Source organism: Microbulbifer aestuariivivens (assembly GCF_039545115.1).
Classification (GTDB): Bacteria; Pseudomonadota; Gammaproteobacteria; order Pseudomonadales; family Cellvibrionaceae; genus Microbulbifer; species Microbulbifer aestuariivivens.
In genome coordinates, this window is sequence record NZ_BAABRT010000005.1 from 166,672 (window position 1) to 183,491 (window position 16,820).

Annotated in this window: 15 protein-coding genes; 11 read left to right on the plus strand and 4 right to left on the minus strand. The window is 62.3% G+C overall.

Annotated features, from left to right (window positions below; all coding sequences use genetic code 11):
• Positions 1–48 precede the first annotated feature (48 nt).
• From bioD to ABEA58_RS04760, 3 genes are all read left to right on the plus strand, one after another.
• The gene (gene bioD / locus ABEA58_RS04750; RefSeq protein WP_345549333.1) at positions 49–732 is read left to right on the plus strand and encodes a dethiobiotin synthase; all 684 of its coding nucleotides are present in this window, start codon (positions 49–51) and stop codon (positions 730–732) included.
• An 82-nt stretch (positions 733–814) separates the two neighbouring features.
• Positions 815–2,602, plus strand: coding sequence for an acyl-CoA dehydrogenase C-terminal domain-containing protein (locus tag ABEA58_RS04755; protein WP_345549335.1), 1,788 nt, complete (start codon positions 815–817; stop codon positions 2,600–2,602).
• 205 nt (positions 2,603–2,807) lie between these two features.
• Entirely contained in the window at positions 2,808–2,990 is a 183-nt protein-coding gene (locus ABEA58_RS04760; protein WP_345549337.1) for a DUF3094 family protein, read from the plus strand.
• Between the two features lie 260 nt (positions 2,991–3,250).
• Here ABEA58_RS04760 and ABEA58_RS04765 read toward each other — a convergent pair whose 3' ends face one another.
• Complete coding sequence (locus tag ABEA58_RS04765) at positions 3,251–3,715, minus strand: EVE domain-containing protein (protein WP_345549339.1); 465 nt, start codon at positions 3,713–3,715, stop codon at positions 3,251–3,253.
• A gap of 163 nt (positions 3,716–3,878) precedes the next feature.
• Between ABEA58_RS04765 and ABEA58_RS04770 the strand changes: the two genes are divergently transcribed.
• The 5 genes from ABEA58_RS04770 (at position 3,879) to ABEA58_RS04790 (ending at position 10,629) form a co-directional block, all read left to right on the plus strand.
• Positions 3,879–4,967, plus strand: coding sequence for a sensor histidine kinase (locus tag ABEA58_RS04770; RefSeq protein ID WP_345549341.1), 1,089 nt, complete (start codon positions 3,879–3,881; stop codon positions 4,965–4,967).
• 86 nt (positions 4,968–5,053) lie between these two features.
• The gene (locus tag ABEA58_RS04775) at positions 5,054–5,875 is read left to right on the plus strand and encodes a LytR/AlgR family response regulator transcription factor (RefSeq protein WP_345549343.1); all 822 of its coding nucleotides are present in this window, start codon (positions 5,054–5,056) and stop codon (positions 5,873–5,875) included.
• A 228-nt stretch (positions 5,876–6,103) separates the two neighbouring features.
• The gene (locus ABEA58_RS04780; protein ID WP_345549344.1) at positions 6,104–6,724 is read left to right on the plus strand and encodes a DUF6515 family protein; all 621 of its coding nucleotides are present in this window, start codon (positions 6,104–6,106) and stop codon (positions 6,722–6,724) included.
• Between the two features lie 179 nt (positions 6,725–6,903).
• A complete protein-coding gene (locus ABEA58_RS04785) occupies positions 6,904–9,078 on the plus strand; it encodes a mechanosensitive ion channel domain-containing protein (RefSeq protein WP_345549346.1) in 2,175 nt (724 codons plus the stop codon).
• A 147-nt stretch (positions 9,079–9,225) separates the two neighbouring features.
• Positions 9,226–10,629, plus strand: coding sequence for a rhomboid family intramembrane serine protease (locus ABEA58_RS04790; RefSeq protein ID WP_345549348.1), 1,404 nt, complete (start codon positions 9,226–9,228; stop codon positions 10,627–10,629).
• Between the two features lie 6 nt (positions 10,630–10,635).
• Here ABEA58_RS04790 and ABEA58_RS04795 read toward each other — a convergent pair whose 3' ends face one another.
• Positions 10,636–12,054: a tetratricopeptide repeat protein gene (locus tag ABEA58_RS04795; protein WP_345549350.1), complete on the minus strand. Its 1,419-nt coding sequence runs from the start codon at positions 12,052–12,054 to the stop codon at positions 10,636–10,638.
• Positions 12,055–12,215: 161 nt separating this feature from the next.
• Between ABEA58_RS04795 and pepB the strand changes: the two genes are divergently transcribed.
• On the plus strand, positions 12,216–13,493 hold the full coding sequence (gene pepB / locus ABEA58_RS04800; protein WP_345549352.1) for an aminopeptidase PepB: 1,278 nt from the start codon (positions 12,216–12,218) through the stop codon (positions 13,491–13,493).
• 139 nt (positions 13,494–13,632) lie between these two features.
• Here the strand turns inward: pepB and ABEA58_RS04805 are convergent, their stop codons facing one another.
• Positions 13,633–14,040: a DUF805 domain-containing protein gene (locus ABEA58_RS04805; protein ID WP_345549353.1), complete on the minus strand. Its 408-nt coding sequence runs from the start codon at positions 14,038–14,040 to the stop codon at positions 13,633–13,635.
• Between the two features lie 677 nt (positions 14,041–14,717).
• Between ABEA58_RS04805 and ABEA58_RS04810 the strand changes: the two genes are divergently transcribed.
• Together ABEA58_RS04810 and ABEA58_RS04815 are read left to right on the plus strand one after the other, a co-directional pair.
• Entirely contained in the window at positions 14,718–15,878 is a 1,161-nt protein-coding gene (locus ABEA58_RS04810; RefSeq protein WP_345549354.1) for an NAD-dependent formate dehydrogenase, read from the plus strand.
• A gap of 335 nt (positions 15,879–16,213) precedes the next feature.
• Positions 16,214–16,585, plus strand: coding sequence for a DUF488 domain-containing protein (locus tag ABEA58_RS04815; RefSeq protein WP_345549356.1), 372 nt, complete (start codon positions 16,214–16,216; stop codon positions 16,583–16,585).
• 81 nt (positions 16,586–16,666) lie between these two features.
• Here ABEA58_RS04815 and ABEA58_RS04820 read toward each other — a convergent pair.
• Positions 16,667–16,820, minus strand: a 154-nt coding sequence (locus ABEA58_RS04820; protein WP_345549370.1) for an IS3 family transposase, incomplete at its 5' end; no start/stop codon positions are given.

Genomic DNA, 16,820 nt, shown 5'->3' on the forward strand with positions numbered 1-16,820 from the left:
GGCGTTTCAAAGGGCGCCAGGAAAAAATCCAGTGAACGGAGAGTCAGCTTGACTAGAACTTATTTCGTGGCCGGAACCGATACGGAAGTCGGAAAAACCTTCGTCAGCGCGGCGCTGTTGGCGTGTGCCGCCCGGCAGCAGCTGCAGACCGCGGCGGTGAAGCCGGTGGCTTCCGGCTGTGAGGTCACCGACGAGGGCCTGCGCAACGGCGACGCCCTGCTGCTGCAGGAGGCGATGACCATGGACCTGGCCTATTCCCAGGTCAATCCCATTGCGCTGGAGCCCGCCATCGCCCCGCATATTGCCGCCATGGAGGCGGGCAAGCGGCTCGATGTGTCGCGGATGGCGGGCATCTGCCGCGGCGTCATGTCCGCGGGGGCGGACCTGGTGCTGATCGAAGGCGCCGGTGGCTGGCGCACGCCGCTGGGGCCGCGCGCCTTCCTGTCGGACCTGCCCAGGCAGCTCGACGTGCCGGTGATACTGGTGGTGGGCATGCAACTGGGCTGTATCAACCACGCCCTGCTGACCGCCGAGGCGATTCGCCGGGATGGGCTGACCCTGGCCGGCTGGGTGGCCAACTTCGCGCGGGAGGGCATGGCGCGCGCGGATGAAAACCTGGCCACACTGCGGGCATTATTGCCGGCGCCATTGCTGGGGGTGGTGCCCTTTGACGAGGCGGCGGACTACCGCAGCGCGGCGCAAGCCCTGGATATTAACCCTTTAATGGTGTGATTTGCGCCGCCACGGTTGACAAGGCGGGCGCCTCCACCTAAATTCAAACGTTTGTTTGAAACACTTGACTGAGGAGCCGAGAATGGCGGATTACAGAGCGCCGCTGCGGGAAATGAACTTCTTGCTGCACGAGGTTTTTGCTGCAGATGAATTGTGGGCGCGCCTGCCGGGACTGGATGGCGCCGTGGACCGCGAGACCGCAGATGCCATTCTCGAGGAAATGGCCAAGCTCGCCGCCAACACTCTGGACCCCATCAACCGCAGCGGTGATGAAGAGGGCTGCCAGTGGCAAGATGGCGTGGTGACCACCCCCGAGGGCTTTGTGGAAGCCTACAACACCTTCTGCGAAGGCGGCTGGGGCGCGCTGGTGGGCAACCCGCAATACGGCGGCATGGGCATGCCGAAGATGCTCGGCGCGCAGATGGAAGAGATGATCAACGCCGCCAATATCTCCTTCGCCCTCTACCCCGTGCTCACCGCCGGCGCCTGTCTGGCGCTGGATGCCCACGGCAGCGAAGAGCTCAAGCAGCGCTACCTGCCGAAAATGTACGAGGGCACCTGGTCTGGCGCCATGGACCTGACCGAACCCCACGCGGGCACCGACCTCGGCATCATCCGCACCAAGGCGGAGCCGCAGGCGGACGGTTCCTACAAGATCACCGGCAATAAGATCTTTATCACCGGTGGCGACCACGACCTGACGGAAAACATTATTCACCTGGTGCTGGCCAAGCTGCCGGATGCGCCCAAGGGGCCGAAGGGTATCTCTCTGTTCCTGGTGCCCAAGTATCTGGTCAACGAAGACGGCAGCGTCGGCGAGCGCAACGCGGTCAGCTGCGGTTCCATCGAGCACAAGATGGGCATCAAGGCCTCCGCCACCTGCGCCATGAACTACGACGGCGCCAAGGGCTGGCTGGTGGGCGAGCTGAACAAAGGCCTCGCCGCCATGTTCACCATGATGAACTACGAGCGCCTGGGTGTGGGTATTCAGGGCCTCGGCGCCTCTGAACGCTCCTATCAAAACGCGGTGGAATACGCCCGCGAGCGTATCCAGAGCCGCTCCCCGGCGGGCGCCCAGCAGCCGGACAAAGCGGCCGACCCGATCCTGGTGCACCCGGACGTGCGCCGCATGCTGCTGACCCAGAAAGCCCTGATCGGCGGTGGTCGCGCCCTGTCCACCTACGTGGCGCAGTGGCTCGATATCGCCAAGTTCGGCGCGGGTGAGGGCGAAGAGAAGCAGAAAGCCGATGCGATGGTGGCGCTGCTGACGCCGGTGGCCAAGGCCTTCTTTACCGACAAGGGCCTGGAATGCACCGTGCTCGGCCAGCAGGTGTTCGGCGGCCACGGCTATATCCGCGAGTGGGGCCAGGAACAGCTGGTGCGCGATGTGCGCATTACCCAGATCTACGAGGGCACCAACGGTATCCAGGCGCTGGACCTGATCGGTCGCAAGACCGTCGCCAACAAGGGGGCCTACTTCAACCTGTTTGCCGATGATGTGCAGCAGTTTATCGATGCCCAGGCAAACAACGGGGAGATGGCGGAGTTCATTCAGCCGCTTTCAACCGAATTGCAGCGCCTGCGCGATGTGACCGCGCGCGTTCTGGCCGCGGCGCAGGAAGACCCCAACGCGCCGGGTGCGGCGTCGGTGGAGTACCTGCACCTGTTCGGCTATGTGGCCTACGCCTATATGTGGGCGCGCATCGCCGCCACCGCGTTGCCGCAGACCGGCGCAGACAGCTTCTACGCCGGCCAGGTGAAGACGGCGCGGTTCTTCTTCGCCCGCCTGCTGCCGCAGACCCGGGCGCTGGCAGAGAGCATCGATGCCGGCAGCGCCACGCTGATGGATCTGGAAGCAGAGCTGTTCTGATTGCCAGTCTTTGTGAAAAAGCCCCGCAGTGCGGGGCTTTTTTGTATCTGGCGTTTCTCCTAAACTCGGTGGAGCATGGTTAAAACCGATAACTGGCCCTGTCCGACAAAAACTATGCCCGACAAAAACTATGATCGACAAAGCATGCCAGGCAAAACTCGCCGCGACAAAAATCAGGCCCGATAAAAACTAGGCACGAAAAAACATGCCCGACAACAAACTCTCCGATGAAGACCAGGCCAGGGTCGATCAATACCTGAATAGCGGCGTTCACCGAGTGGAGCGCAAGCCCTTCCGCCCCTTCCTGCTGCTCGGGGTTATCGTTATGGTGCTGACGGCATTGTCGCTGGTCAGTTGGCTGATCGCGCGCAGCAAAGGCGTGGTGTGATCGCCGCGCGCGGTTTTTAACCGGCGTGCACAACGCCTGATTCACCGCCCCCATTCCAACTCACCGATACACGCTCTCCCATTCCTCCATTCCTCCATTCCTCCATTCCTCCATTCCTCCATTCCCCAGCTCGCGTTTAAGTCGGGCGGGTCTGCTCAGCGGGCCATGGGCGGCGAGGGCTCTTTGTTATTGCGGGTTGCGGGATCGATTCGCTTTGCTTTCCGCTCTGGTAAAGGTGCAGGTTTGAGCGCACGTCAGGCTCAGGAATCCCGCCCCAGCCGCAACAGGTATTGCCATTCCCGCTCTGTCACGGGCTGGATGGACAGGCGCCCCTGTTTGACCAGCACCATTTCCTGCAGCAACGGGTCATGCTTGATGTCGGCCAGGGGCACCGGGCGGGCAAACCGGCTGCGCCAGCGGATATCCACACAGAACCAGCGCGGGGCCTCCGCGCTGGCCTTGGGGTCGAAGTAGGCGCTTTGCCCATCGAACTGGGCCGGGTCGGGGTAGGCGGCTTTCTCAACCTCGGCGGTGCCCACCACCGCCGGCACCTTGCAGGCGCTGTGGTAAAACAGCACGCCGTCCCCAACCGCGACCTGGTCGCGCAGGAAGTTGCGCGCCTGGTAGTTGCGGATGCCGTCCCAGCGGCCTACCTGGTCCGGTTCGGCGGCCAGGTCATCGATGCTGTATTCGTCGGGTTCGGACTTGAAGAGCCAGTAGTTCAATGTGCGTCCTCGGTATTGACTGCGGTGGTCGGCCTGCGGCAGGCGGTGTTGCCGCTGCGCCGGGCGGTGTTTCGCCGGCGGCCGGCGCCATTTACTATGAACTCCACTGGCACTGTCAACTCACCGGCCTGCTGCGATTGGCGCCGGGCCGACACGGGATCTTATGGGCAATAATGCTTTTCAATGGCTGTCTGAGCGGCTGGCCTCCGAGCGCTGTAGGTACTGGGCGCTGCAGGCGTGCGGCTGGGGCGGCTATACCCTGCTGACATTTGTCGGCAGTTTTTTCTGGGTTAAGAACCACTGGCTGCACGCGGTGTATATCGCCGTGGCCACGGCTTCCGGTGTGGCCCTGTCGGAAGTGATGCGCCGGGGTTTTCATCGGCTGTGGGAGCGCCCGGCGGCCACCCGCTTTATCGGCTCCCTGCTGGTGGTGGTGCTGGCGGCGCTGGTGTGGGCGGGGATTAAATTTGGCGGCTCGGTGTGGCTGTACGGCCGGGAGTGGGAAGAGCACCCGGCGGTACTGGCGACCTACTGGTTCTCCTATTCTTTCCTGCTGCTGATGACCTGGGCCGCGCTCTACTTCGGCATCAAGTACTATCAGGCCTCGCAGGAGCAGCATGAAAAAATGCTGCTGGCGGAATCCATGGCCCACCAGTCCCAGCTTAAGATGCTGCGCTACCAGCTGAATCCGCACTTCCTGTTCAATACCCTCAATGCCATCTCGACGCTGATCCTCGACAATGACGGCCGCACGGCCAACAGCATGGTGTCGCGGCTGTCGCAGTTTCTGCGTCATTCGCTGGACAACGACCCGATGCAGAAGGTCACGCTGGCCCGCGAAGTGGAGGCGCTGATGCTGTATCTGGATATCGAAAAGGTGCGTTTCGCCGACCGCCTGGGGGTGAGTGTGGACCTGGAGGGGGATTCGCCGAGGGCGCTGGTGCCGAGCCTGTTGCTGCAGCCGCTGGTGGAAAATGCCATCAAGTACGGTATTTCCCAGCGGGAGTGGGGTGGCGAGATCACCATTTGCGCCCGCGTCTTCGCCGGCGAGCTGTTGCTGGAGGTGCGAGACAATGGCCCCGGCATGAGCGAGGAGCAACTGCAGGCGCTGGGTTCCGGCCGTGGCGTGGGCATCCGCAACACCTGTGAGCGCCTCGATGCGCTCTACGGGACGGAACAGAAAGTGCGGTTTCGCAGCCAGCCCGATGGCGGGCTGGCGGTGGATATCCGTATTCCTTTCGAGCACGAGTAGCCAATAAGAGCCGCCAGCGGCCGGAGAACAGCCAGCGGCTGGGATCGCTCGCGGCAGGAATCAGGGTGAGTATTGGGAAGGGCACTATGACCACTGTCACTGCGGAAAAATTAAAGGCCATCATCGTCGATGATGAGCCTCTGGCCCGGCGCGGTCTCCGGCTGCGGCTGGAGAATCTGGGTGGGGTGGAGATTCTGGCCGAATGCCGCAACGGTCGCGAGGCGCTGGAAAAAATTCCCGAACTGCGGCCGGATATCGCCTTCGTCGATATTCAGATGCCCGGCATCAACGGCCTGCAACTGGTGCAGGCTTTGCCGTTGGAAGAGTTGCCGCAGGTGGTATTCGTGACCGCCTATGACGAATATGCCGTCGACGCCTTCGAGGTGAACGCGGTGGACTATGTGCTGAAGCCGATCGAGGAAGAGCGCCTGCAGCGCGCGATTGTGCGGGTGCGGGAGAAGCGCGCCACCGAAGATCTGGCCGCGCAGCGCGAGCAGCTGCTGGAGGCGGTGGCGGACCTCACCCAGGAATCGCCGGAGGCGCTGGAGAAAAAGCTGGCCAGCGGCGATCTCTCCGGTCCACGCTATCCGGAAAAAATCGCCATCAAGGATACCGGTAAAATCGCCCTGGTACCGGCGCGGGAGATCGACTGGATCGATGCCGCGGGGGATTACATGTGCATCCATGCCAATGGCGAAACCCACGTTATGCGGATCACCATGAAGGAGCTGGAGCAGCAGCTGGACCCGCGTGTCTTCCAGCGCATTCACCGCTCCACCATCGTCAATCTTGGGCGCGTCAGCGAAATCTGCGCGCATATTAACGGTGAGTATTACCTAGTGCTGCACAACGGCGAGCGGCTGAAGATGAGCCGCAGCTACAAGAGCAAGGTCCAGCATTTTCTCTAGCGTTTTTTGTAGATTCTTGTCTACCCTTTGTCCCACACCCTCGCTCGCTCGCTCGCCCGCCGTCATGCGCCTTGCTCCCGGTATCATGGTGGCGCCGGTGGGGGTTTCGCCGGGCAGTGCATAGACTAAAGGCAATCCAGCGGTGGACCCCGCGGTTTGAGGATTGTCATCATGCGCCCTTCGGTTGTTTTTAATCCGTCGTTTTTGCGAATTCCTGCGCTGTTACGCTTGCCCGCGGTTTTTCTGCTGTCCGTGCTTTTCAGTGTTGGGATCTGCGGGCAGGATCTCTATCGCGAGCTGCCGGCGGGGGCGGTTAAAATCGAGCTGCGCAATCAGGCCTATTACTATGAGGGCGGTTACTTTTATCGTCAGGAGGGCGATTCCTTTCGCCAGATAGAGCCTCCTCTCGGTGCCACCGTCACCTCCGTGCCGCCGGACAGCACCGGCTTTTATATCGGCGATGACCATTATTTCCTGGCCGGCAATGGCACTTTCTTTCTTTTCGATGAACGCGGCAGCGACTTCACCGTGGTGACGCCGCCGGCAAACTGGCGCAACTACCACCGCGATGCGCAGGCGCCGCAAATCCCTATCTATCCGCAAGCCATACCGCCTTATCCCATTGCGCCGCGGGATCAGTTCGACACGCCCTATCAGGATTACCGGGTGCCGCGAGAGGTACTGTGTCGCCGCGCCGCCGCCAATATCATTGCCACTTCCAACGCCAGCGACAATATCCGCGACAACGCCAGAGACGATCGGCGCCGGCGCGGCCGCGAGCGAAGGGGGGATGAGCGCAAGTATCGCCAGGCGTATCAGGATTGCATGCGCCGCGCGCGCAACCCCTGAGGCTGGATTAAACGTAGGAACTGCGGCCGTTCACACTGGCGGCTGTGAATTCGGGCGCAGGGCCAGTTTTGCAAGTCCACCCATGCAAATCCGCTTGGCCGGTTCGGCTACACTGAAAAAGCGGCCTGTCGGGCCGCGCCTGTTTATGTGTGTCGGGTTTGCCACGGAGTCGGCGATTTATGCAGGATGGCAGCGGTTCCGCCTTCCGCCCTTCCTTTCACGGTTGCCTGCGCTGCGGCCTTCGCTGGCTGCAGCGTCTGTGTGCGCCGGCGCTGGTCTTTTTTCTCGCCTTTTTCAGTCTCGCCGTCTCCGCCCAGCTGCCCGGCGGCAAGCCGAAGGAATTTGAGCCGGTTATTCCGGATTTTTCCGCCCCCCCCGCGGACTGGTGGACCACCTGGCCTGAGGCCACCCGCGAACAGCGCAAAGCGTGGCGGCTGGCGCTGGTGCGCGCCTGGATGGAGTGGAGCGGCCGACTGCCGGATAACGCCGAGCTGCAGAAGCAGGCGGAGGCCGTCAACGAAAGCTTCAAGCGCCTCAATGCCACCTGGAACAGTTATGAGGAGCTGAAAGGGGTTGCGGTGCTGCCGCAGGTGGCATTCCCCACTGACCCCACAGTGCTGGACTGGCAAAAGGCGGATGCCGCCGTGGAGCGGGGCAGGCAGCGCCTGCTGAGCCTGCAACTGGAAACCCGCCAGATCGATGAGACCCTGGCGCAGTCATTGCGCCAGCTGCGCAACCAGGTGGTCGCGCTCAGGGAGGCCGTCGAGGGCACCAATCGCCAAGTGGTGGCGATGGAGCTTATCCGCACCCAGGTGGATCACCTCAATATCATCGAGCAGCGCAGCCTGCTGCAAGAGCAGATGACGCGCTGGCGGGAGCAGGTGCAGCAGGCGGAAAGCCAGCTCGACAAACTGCTGCGCTCGCTGGTTTACAGCGGCACCGCGGCGCAGACCCTCGAGGCCTCACTGGCGGAACTTGGGCAGCAGCGGGAAGCGCTGCTCGACCAGCGCGCCCAGCTGCGGCGCAGGGCGCTGGAGTCGGCGGACCCGCAGCAGAATCTGGAGCGGGACCTGCAGCTGATGGAGAACGAAGTCCTGCAGCTGGAGAACCGCCTGCGCCAGCGCAAGACCGAGCTGCTGCTGTCGATGAATGCGGTGCTGGACCCGGATGGCCGGGAGCCGCAGCTGGTGCGCGACCGCGAACTGGTGGAGACGGCGCGCTCGGTGATCGACGCCCTCGCCAGCGACCTCAACCTGCGTCAGCGTCAAGTGGTCGCCTGGAGTGATGAAAAGCGCGGCGCCATGCGCGCCTGGTGGCGCAGCTTCGAGAAGATCGACAGCGGCATCGCCCGTGCCGACGATCTGCTGGAGGATGTGCTGCGTTACGAGTCGGCGCAGCTGCAGGTATTTCAGCAGCGCCGCGGCTGGTGGGCCACGCTGCGGGAGCGCACCGGACATTTTGCCAGCGTGGCCTATACCCGCTGGCGCGAGCTGGCCGATTTCCAGCTGTTCACCATCAGCCAGAACCCGGTCACCCTGCGTATTCTGGCGCGGGTGCTGTTCGTGCTGGTCTGCGCCTGGCTGATCTCCAGCCTGACCCGCCGTTTCCTCAACCGCCTGGTGCGCGATAAGCACGCCAGCGAATCCAGCATGTACAACCTGGGCCGGGTGCTGCACTACAGCATCATCGCCATCGCGCTGATGGTGACACTGGTGATGCTGGGTCTCGACGCCTCGAAACTGGCGCTGGTGGCGGGGGCGCTGTCGGTGGGTATCGGTTTTGGCCTGCAGGCGATCTTCTCGAATTTTATCTCCGGCCTGATCCTGCTCTTCGAGCAGCCGCTGCGGGTGGGGGATCTGGTGGAGCTGGAGTCAGGGGTTTTCGGGCGCATACGGGATATCAACGTGCGCTCCACGCGGATTACCACCCGCGACAACGTGGATATCCTGGTGCCCAATTCCGAGTTTGTGGCCGGCCGCGTGATCAACCATACCCTCGACGACCCGGTGCGGCGCATTCATGTGCCTTTCGGCGTGGCCTATGGGTCGGACCCGGACCAGGTGCGCGATGCCGCCACCGCCGCCGCCGAGCGGGTCTCCATCACCCACACCGACTGGCAGCGCAAAACCGAAGTGTGGCTGATGGAGTTCGCCGACAGCGCCCTCAACTTCCGGCTGGTGGTGTGGATCAACAGCAACATGGTTTCGCCGCTGGGGGACCCCTATGCCCTCTACAACCTGGAGCTGTTGCGGGAGTTCAACGAACGCGGTATCGAGATTCCGTTCCCGCAGCGGGATCTGCACCTGCGCAGCTGGGATGCGCCGCTTACGCTGGCGCGGCGCCAGAAGCCGTAACCCGGCGTCGGAGTCGCTCAAATTGTGGGCGGAGTGTTTGTTCTGCAATCGCCGCCCCTGTATTCTGGGGCGCTTCTGATGGCGGCTCCCGGGAGCCCGCGGCGGAGCGCGTGTTGAGGCGCATGAATTGAGACAGGACCCCCGCACTTGCTGATTATCCCGATACAGAACAAGCCGGATTGGCGTCGCCCGCCGCTGATGTGCTTTGCCCTGATTGCCCTGAACCTGCTGGTCTTCGTCCTGTACCAGGGGCGCGATGAGGCCCGCTGGCAGGCCGCCGAGGAGTATTACTTCTCCAGTGACCTGCCGGCGCTGGAGGAGCAGCGCTTCCTTGTCTATATCAACGAGGAACACCCCGAGTGGCGCATGCATATGGATGCCCAGGGGGAGGAATTCGTCTACCGGGAGCTGCTGGGCAACCGCGAATTTCACCAGTGGCTGCTGCCGCAGCTGCGCGCCGAGAACGAAACCGAGTGGCTCGCCCAGCGGCAGCAATTCGACCAGCTGCGCAACCGCCTCAGCACCTTCGCCCTCGGGCTGACCCCCGCCGAACCCAGCGCCGCCGGCCTGCTCGGACATATGTTCCTGCACGGCAGCTGGGATCACCTGATCGGCAACATGGTCTTCCTGCTGCTGTTCGGCCTGTCGGTGGAGCTGGCGCTGGGCGGTGCCTGGTTCGCCGGCCTGTACCTTGTCGGCGGTCTGGCGGCGGCTGGGCTGCATATGGCGGTGGAGGCGGGCAGCCCCATGCCCATGGTGGGCGCCTCAGGCGCCGTGTCGGCAGTGATGGGCATGTTCGTGGCCGTCTACGGGGTGCAGCGGCTGCGCTTCTTTTACACCATCGGCTTTATGTTCGGCGAGTTCAGCGCCCCGGCGCTGCTGGTTTTGCCGCTGTGGCTGGCCAAGGAGCTGTTCGGTTACTTCTGGGGCGACGCGGGCATCGCCTACTGGGCGCATCTGGGCGGTCTGCTGGCGGGTTTTGTGGCCACCATGGCACTGCTCAACCGGCGCCCGCTGCTGGCGCAGATGCCGGTGGAGGAGGGGGTGCCCAGCGCCGAGCAGCGGGTACTGGCCCGTATTGACCGCCTGCAGGAGCAGGGCAAATATCTGGAGGCCGGCGAAGCGGCCGCGGCGGCGGTGCGCCAGCACCCGCGCAATATCGAACTGATCGAGCGCGCCATCGAGCTGTCCTCGGTGGCGCCGGACAGCGAGGACTACCACCGCGCTCACCTGGCGCTGTTCGCACTGGCGGATGATCACGCCATCGGCGTCGGCCAGCTGGCGGACAGCTACCAGCGCTACCTGCGCGCCACCAGCCGGCCCCGCGCCCTCTCCGCCAAGGCCTGCCTGCTGCTGGCGCGGCGCGCCGCGCAGGAGAAACAGTGGCACTGGCTGGAGGAACTGCTGCGGCGCCTGCAGGGGCAGGGGGTCGAGCACCCCCTGCTGCCGCGTCTGGGCATGGCGCTGGTGGAACACTACCGCCGCCGCGGGGAGGAAGCGCGCGCGCGGGAGATTCAGCAGCTGGTGCGCCCTGCCAGTGTTTCCGAGTAGGCCGCCTCAGGCGGTCTCTGCGATCTGCAGCACCCTGGCGAGGGTGCGCACCTCGTCCTGAACCTCGCTGTGCGGGAACTTGCTGCGCAAAAACTGCAGCAGTTGCCGGGCCAGGTCGTCGCGGTTGAACCCATCCAGATAAATCTTCGCCAGCAACAGGTAAGCCCGGTCCAGTTGTGGATAGTTGCCGGCCTGCTTGTGCAGGTGATTGAGCAGCTTGGCCGCCGGGGCGAATTTTCCCTGCTGATAAAGGGCCTCGGCGAGGCGATGGCGCAGCTGGGGCTTGTCGATGAGCGGAGCCGGCGCCGTGGCCAGATAGAGTTCCACCGCCCGGTGGGCCTGATGCAGATTGATGAGTTTTTCCAGCAGCTGCGGGGCCAGTTCGCGCAGGGCTTTTTCATCGCGGCTGGCCAGCAGCAGGCGGTAGTAGCGTTCGTTCAGGGTGGCATCGTTGGGATGGCGGCGCAGCGCCTCAACCAGTACGCGCCGGGCTACCGGGTGCTGCCCCTCCCGCATCAGGATCTGCGCCTCCGCCAGAGCCCGGGCGCGGTCGAACTCACCCTCTTCCATGATCTCATCGTCCGCGTCCCGGTCCGGGGTAATGCCGAGGGGCCGCTGTTTGCCGAGGCAGATGTAGCCCATCATCGCACTGGTCACGAGAGAGAAATAACTGGTGCTGGCGCCGATCACCGGCAGGATCGCCCAGGCCGGCAGCTTTGCCGCCACCAGCGGCAACAGGTACTGCGGTGCCGCCGATACGGCGGAAGTGGTCACCCACAGCAGCAGGTAGGGCCAGCCGATCACCAGGGTGAAATGCAGCAGCTTGAGCGGGTTCACCGCCGCGCGCAGGCGCCCCTCCAGAGCCAGCACGATCATCGCCGCCGGCCCCAGCAGTGTCAGGGCAAGGGAATACAACTGCATGCCGCCCTCGCCAAACAGGCGCATGAACTGGTAGCCGACGAAGCCGGCGATCAGCAGCATGGCGATCACTTTCAGCAGTATCGGCGCGCTGCGCCCGTCCAGCGCCTCGCCGAAGCCCGGGGCATCCAGTTTGCCCCGCGCCAGCTGTTCAATCACCAGCAGGTTGTAGCGGGTGGCCAGGGCGACGATCGCCAGTAACGCCAGCAGCGAAATCAGGCCCAGCCCATCCATCAGCAGACTGGCGCCGGCGGCGAGAGCGGTAATCGTCAGCGGTCCCGGCTGCAGGGCGTAGCGAAAAAAGAAACCGCCCATCTGCCAGAAGGGGCGGGCGCTGTTGCTGGCGGCGATATCCGTCAGCGGCTTGCGGCACAGCGGGCAGTCCGGCTGGCCGTTGATGTAGTTGGCCGGGCTGCCCGGCACACAGTCTGCACAGAAAAGCCGCTTGCAGGGTTGGCAGTGCCAGCCCGCATCCCGCGACGTGTGGTAGTTGCAGGACTCTGCCATTATCTCTTCCTTGATCGGGTTGTCCTCGGCGCAGTCTAGCGGCGCGACATGCGTCGGCGCAAACCGTCTCATGCGGGAGGCGCGGGGTCCGGGCTGGTAGAATAAATGGCAATACCCCTACACAAACAGGAATTTTGGAGCACCTGGTAATGGCGAAAGCAATGGAAGTTGAACTGGTGGAATCCGCCGCGGCGGCCTGCTGGGGAGAGAAGGCGCTGCTGAGTTTTACCGCCGGCGGCGCGCGGATTCATGTCACCGAGGCCACCGGCACCGCGCAGGTGGCGGCCCAGCGCGCCGCGCGGCGGCTGGATGGCATGGGCGTTCCGGCCGTGAAGCTCTGCGGCGACGGCTGGAGCATCGAGACCCGCTGGGCCTTCTGGGCCGGCTTCTATAACCCCAACCGCGCCAGCAGCCTCGACTGGGGCACCGACAATGAAACCGAACTTGAGGAGCTGCGCGCGCGGCAATCGGCGGCGCAGTGGGTGCGCGCCATCACCAACGGCACCCCCGACGATGTCTCGCCGCGCGTGCTGGCGGAAAGCGCGGCGGAAATGCTGCAGAAGCTCGCCCCGCAGGCGGTCAGCTATCGCATGATCGCCGGCGACGATCTGCTGGCCGAGGGTTTCACCGGTATTCACAATGTCGGGCGCGGCAGTGTGCGCGAACCGGTGATGCTGCAGCTGGACTACAACCCCACCGGCAAGGACGACGCTCCTGTCGATATCTGCCTGGTGGGCAAGGGCATCACCTTTGACTCCGGTGGTTACAGCATCAAGCCGTCGAGCAATATGGTCACCATGAAATCCGATATGGGCGGCGCGGCAATGGTCACCGGCGGTCTCGCGCTGGCGATTGCCCGCGGGCTGCAGAAACGGGTGAAACTCTACCTGTGTTGTGCCGAGAACCTGATTTCCGGTCATGCGTTCAAGCTTGGCGACATTATCAAATACAAAAACGGCGTCACCGTGGAAGTTCTCAACAGCGATGCCGAGGGGCGGCTGGTGCTGGCGGATGGCCTGATCGCCGCCTCGGAGGAAAACCCGCGCTGGATTCTCGATGCCGCCACCCTCACCGGCGCCGCCAAGATGGCGGTGGGGCGGGACTTCAATGCGGTGTTCAGTTTCGAGGATGGGGGCGCACAGCGGGTACTGGACGCAGCCGCCGCCGAATACGAAAAAGCCTGGCGCCTGCCGCTGGAAAAATTCCACCTGGAGCAGATTCCGTCCGGCTTTGCCGATATCGCCAACGTGGGCATCGACGGCAGTGCCGGCGCCTCCACCGCGGCGGCATTCCTCGCGCGCTTTGTGCGCGATACCGGCCGCGACTGGGTGCATATGGACTTGTCCGGTTCCTACCAGCCCGGTGCCAACGACCTGTGGGCCCAGGGCGCCAAGGGGCACGGCCTGCGCACCATCGCGCGTTTTCTGCAGGACAGCTGACAACAGCGCAAGCCCGCTGCGGGCAGCGCCGCGATGGCATGGCCCGGCTTATTCAATGGTTGTGGGACTTTCCCAGCCAACGCCGAGCCAGCCACCCCGGCATGCCTGAGCTAAAAAGCCCTGAGCATGCCGGGCAGCGTTAAAAGCGGCCGCTGTTATTCTCGCTGTCGATAATGAGGTTGGGATCGCGATTGGGGTTGGGGCCGAAGCGATTGGTGGACGCTTCACTGCCGAAAACCATAAAGGCCAGCAGGATCAGATAACCCAGCAGGGGAATCAGGCTCACCAGAATCCACCAGCCGCTGCGCCCGGTATCGTGCAGGCGCCGCACCGTGACCGCCAGGGATGGCAGCAGCACAAACAGCGCATAGATCCCGCCCAGATAGCCAATCCCATACTCCGCACTGTAAAGCCCGGTCACGGTGTCGATGACACTGAGGGCCAGCGCAAACAGCAGATTGAACAGCACGAAAAACCAGTATTCCCGCCGCGGTGCGCGGCCGCGGAAGTTGAAATAGTTTTGCAGGACTTTGAAATACCAGTACATCGCTATTCAGGCTCCGGTTATACCCATCTCAACTGTTGGCAAGCTCAACCCTTATCAGCCTCTACCCTTGTCAAGCTCAACCCATATCAAGTTCAGCTGGGGGTCGCAGAAAACAAACGCACACCCTCCACTTATCCTAGACCAAGTCTGCTGAATTCTGTGCCAGAGGAAGAAGCCTCTATTGTGGTGGCAGAACAGGGGTATGGTGATAAAAAATCAGTGACGTGGCTGCTATTACTCACCGCTATTAGCTAACGCGAGTACTTGCCGCTATCTAGTGGTTAGTAGCGATTAGTGCCGCGAGCGGCAGGTCATTGGTGGCGCTGAGGATGCAAGCATCAACAGGCCTGCCCTGGCGAAGGGGATTGCCCGTGCCGCTTGTGATAAATCTCAGGGCACAAAGGCCAATTGGTCTACAGCCGGGAGTATCCTGCAATTTTTCGATACGACAGCTGCTGTGGCTAATTCAGCGGCGGCGAATTCAGAAGCTGACTCAGAGGCGAATTTTCGAAGTTTATATTTCTACCGACGCTTCGGTGCAGTCACTACCCTTTAGCTTCCTTTAAGTTTGATTTGTAGGCGGCGATAGGCGCTCCTGGGGCTACATGGGCTTTTCAGCGCTGCGGTTGCCGACTACCTATGTGGCTCGCTGGCCTGATGTGAGGAGTATTGGCGTTATGGCGAAGATTTTGTGCGTTCTCTATCCAGACCCGGTCAGCGGTTATCCGCCGCAGTATGCGCGGGATGAAATACCGGTGATCAGTGGCTATGCCGATGGCCAGACGGCGCCAACACCCGAGCCACCGATCGACTTCCGGCCCGGGGAGCTGGTGGGGTGCGTTTCCGGTGAGCTGGGGTTGCGCGCCTATCTGGAAGGGCTCGGCCATGAGCTGATCGTGACCAGCGATAAAGACGGCCCCGACTCGGAATTTGAACGCCTGCTCCCCGAGGCCGAAGTGGTGATTTCGCAACCCTTCTGGCCAGCCTATTTGACCGAAGAGCGCATCGCCAAGGCCGGCAAACTCAAGCTGGCTGTGACTGCCGGTATCGGCTCGGACCATGTGGACCTGGCAGCCGCGGCCAAAGCGGGCATCACCGTGGCGGAAGTTACCGGTTCCAACTGCATCAGTGTTGCAGAGCACGTGGTGATGATGGTGCTGTCACTGGTGCGCAATTACCTCCCCTCCCATGAAACCGCAAAAGAGGGCGGCTGGAATATCGCCGATTGTGTGTCCCGCGCCTACGACGTCGAGGGTATGCACTTCGGCACCATAGGCGCGGGCAGAATCGGCCTCGCCGTATTGCGCCGCCTCAAGCCCTTCGATGTGAAACTGCACTATACCAAGCGCCACCGCCTGGACAGCGCCATCGAAGAGGAGCTGGGGCTGACTTTCCACAAGGATGTTGAGTCGCTGCTGGAAGCAGTCGATATCGTCAACATGCAGTTACCACTCTATCCATCCACGGAGGGCATGCTCGACGACAAAATGTTCGAAAAAATGAAGCGCGGCACCTATGTGATCAACACCGCAAGGGGCAAGCTGGTGGAGCGCGATGCGGTTGTGCGCGCACTGGAATCCGGCCACATCGCCGGTTATGCCGGCGATGTCTGGTACCCGCAACCGGCGCCGCCTGATCACCCCTGGCGCACCATGCCATTCAACGGCATGACCCCTCATATCTCTGGTACCACGCTCTCGGCACAGACCCGTTATGCCGCCGGCACACTGGAGATACTGCAGAGCTACTTCGGCAATGCCCCGATCCGAGAGGAATACCTCATCGTCGCAGGCGGTGAACTCGCCGGTACCGGCGCCCAGTCTTACCGGCTGACCTGAGCCACCGGTTAAAGGGCAATACCTGTGTGCAATGGACGCCATCACCGGGTATTGCCTTGCCCGCGCAGTGAAAATTTTAATCTCTGCAAAGGTGAATGTCGCCAAACGCCAGTGGCTCTATGGTTCATAAAGCCTAAACGTGAATGCCCATCAATTGATGTCCGTGTTACGCGCACATAAACGGTGAAGGTCTTAGAAATGACCGCCGAACTTAGCCGTTTACAGTTTTACGAACACAGCTTTCTCGATTAGAAGGCTGCTGCAGAAATGACAGGGCAGAACACTCGTCTAATCGGTCAGCAATCTTTGGGGTGCTATCTCAGGTATCTAATTCAATGACACATCAATCAAAGATCGAGGCGCACCTGCGCCTGAAGCGCGCCTACGAGCCAGCCACTGAAGATGATGGCTATCGCATTCTTGTTGATCGCCTGTGGCCTCGCGGCGTGAGCAAAGAAAAGGCCGCGCTGGATGAATGGGCAAAAGACCTGGCGCCAAGCGCGGAATTGCGCAAATGGTTTGGGCACGACCCGGAACGCTGGGCTGAATTCCAGCAGCGTTACCGAGAGGAGCTGAGCGAGCATCATGAAGAGCTGGAGCGGATACGGTCACTGGCAAGGAAAGAAACCGTCACGCTGATCTACAGCGCCCATGATGAAGAACATAATGATGCGCTTGTGTTGAGGATGGAGCTGCTTGGAAATTAATTGGCCAATTAATTATTTGTAGTAGTTCAGACTTGATCTGACAGTTACCGGTTTTTCAGAAGGTGCTCTGTCAGGTCAGGTTCAGTTTACGAACTTTTCCATCCAGATTTTTTTGCCATCATCGAGTGTCTGCATCGGTGTACGGCCGCAGCACTTCTTGCCTTGGTGCGTGCGCTCATTATTGTAATACGCCAGCCATTCGTCCAGATCTTCCTGCAGTTCCTCGACTGACCCG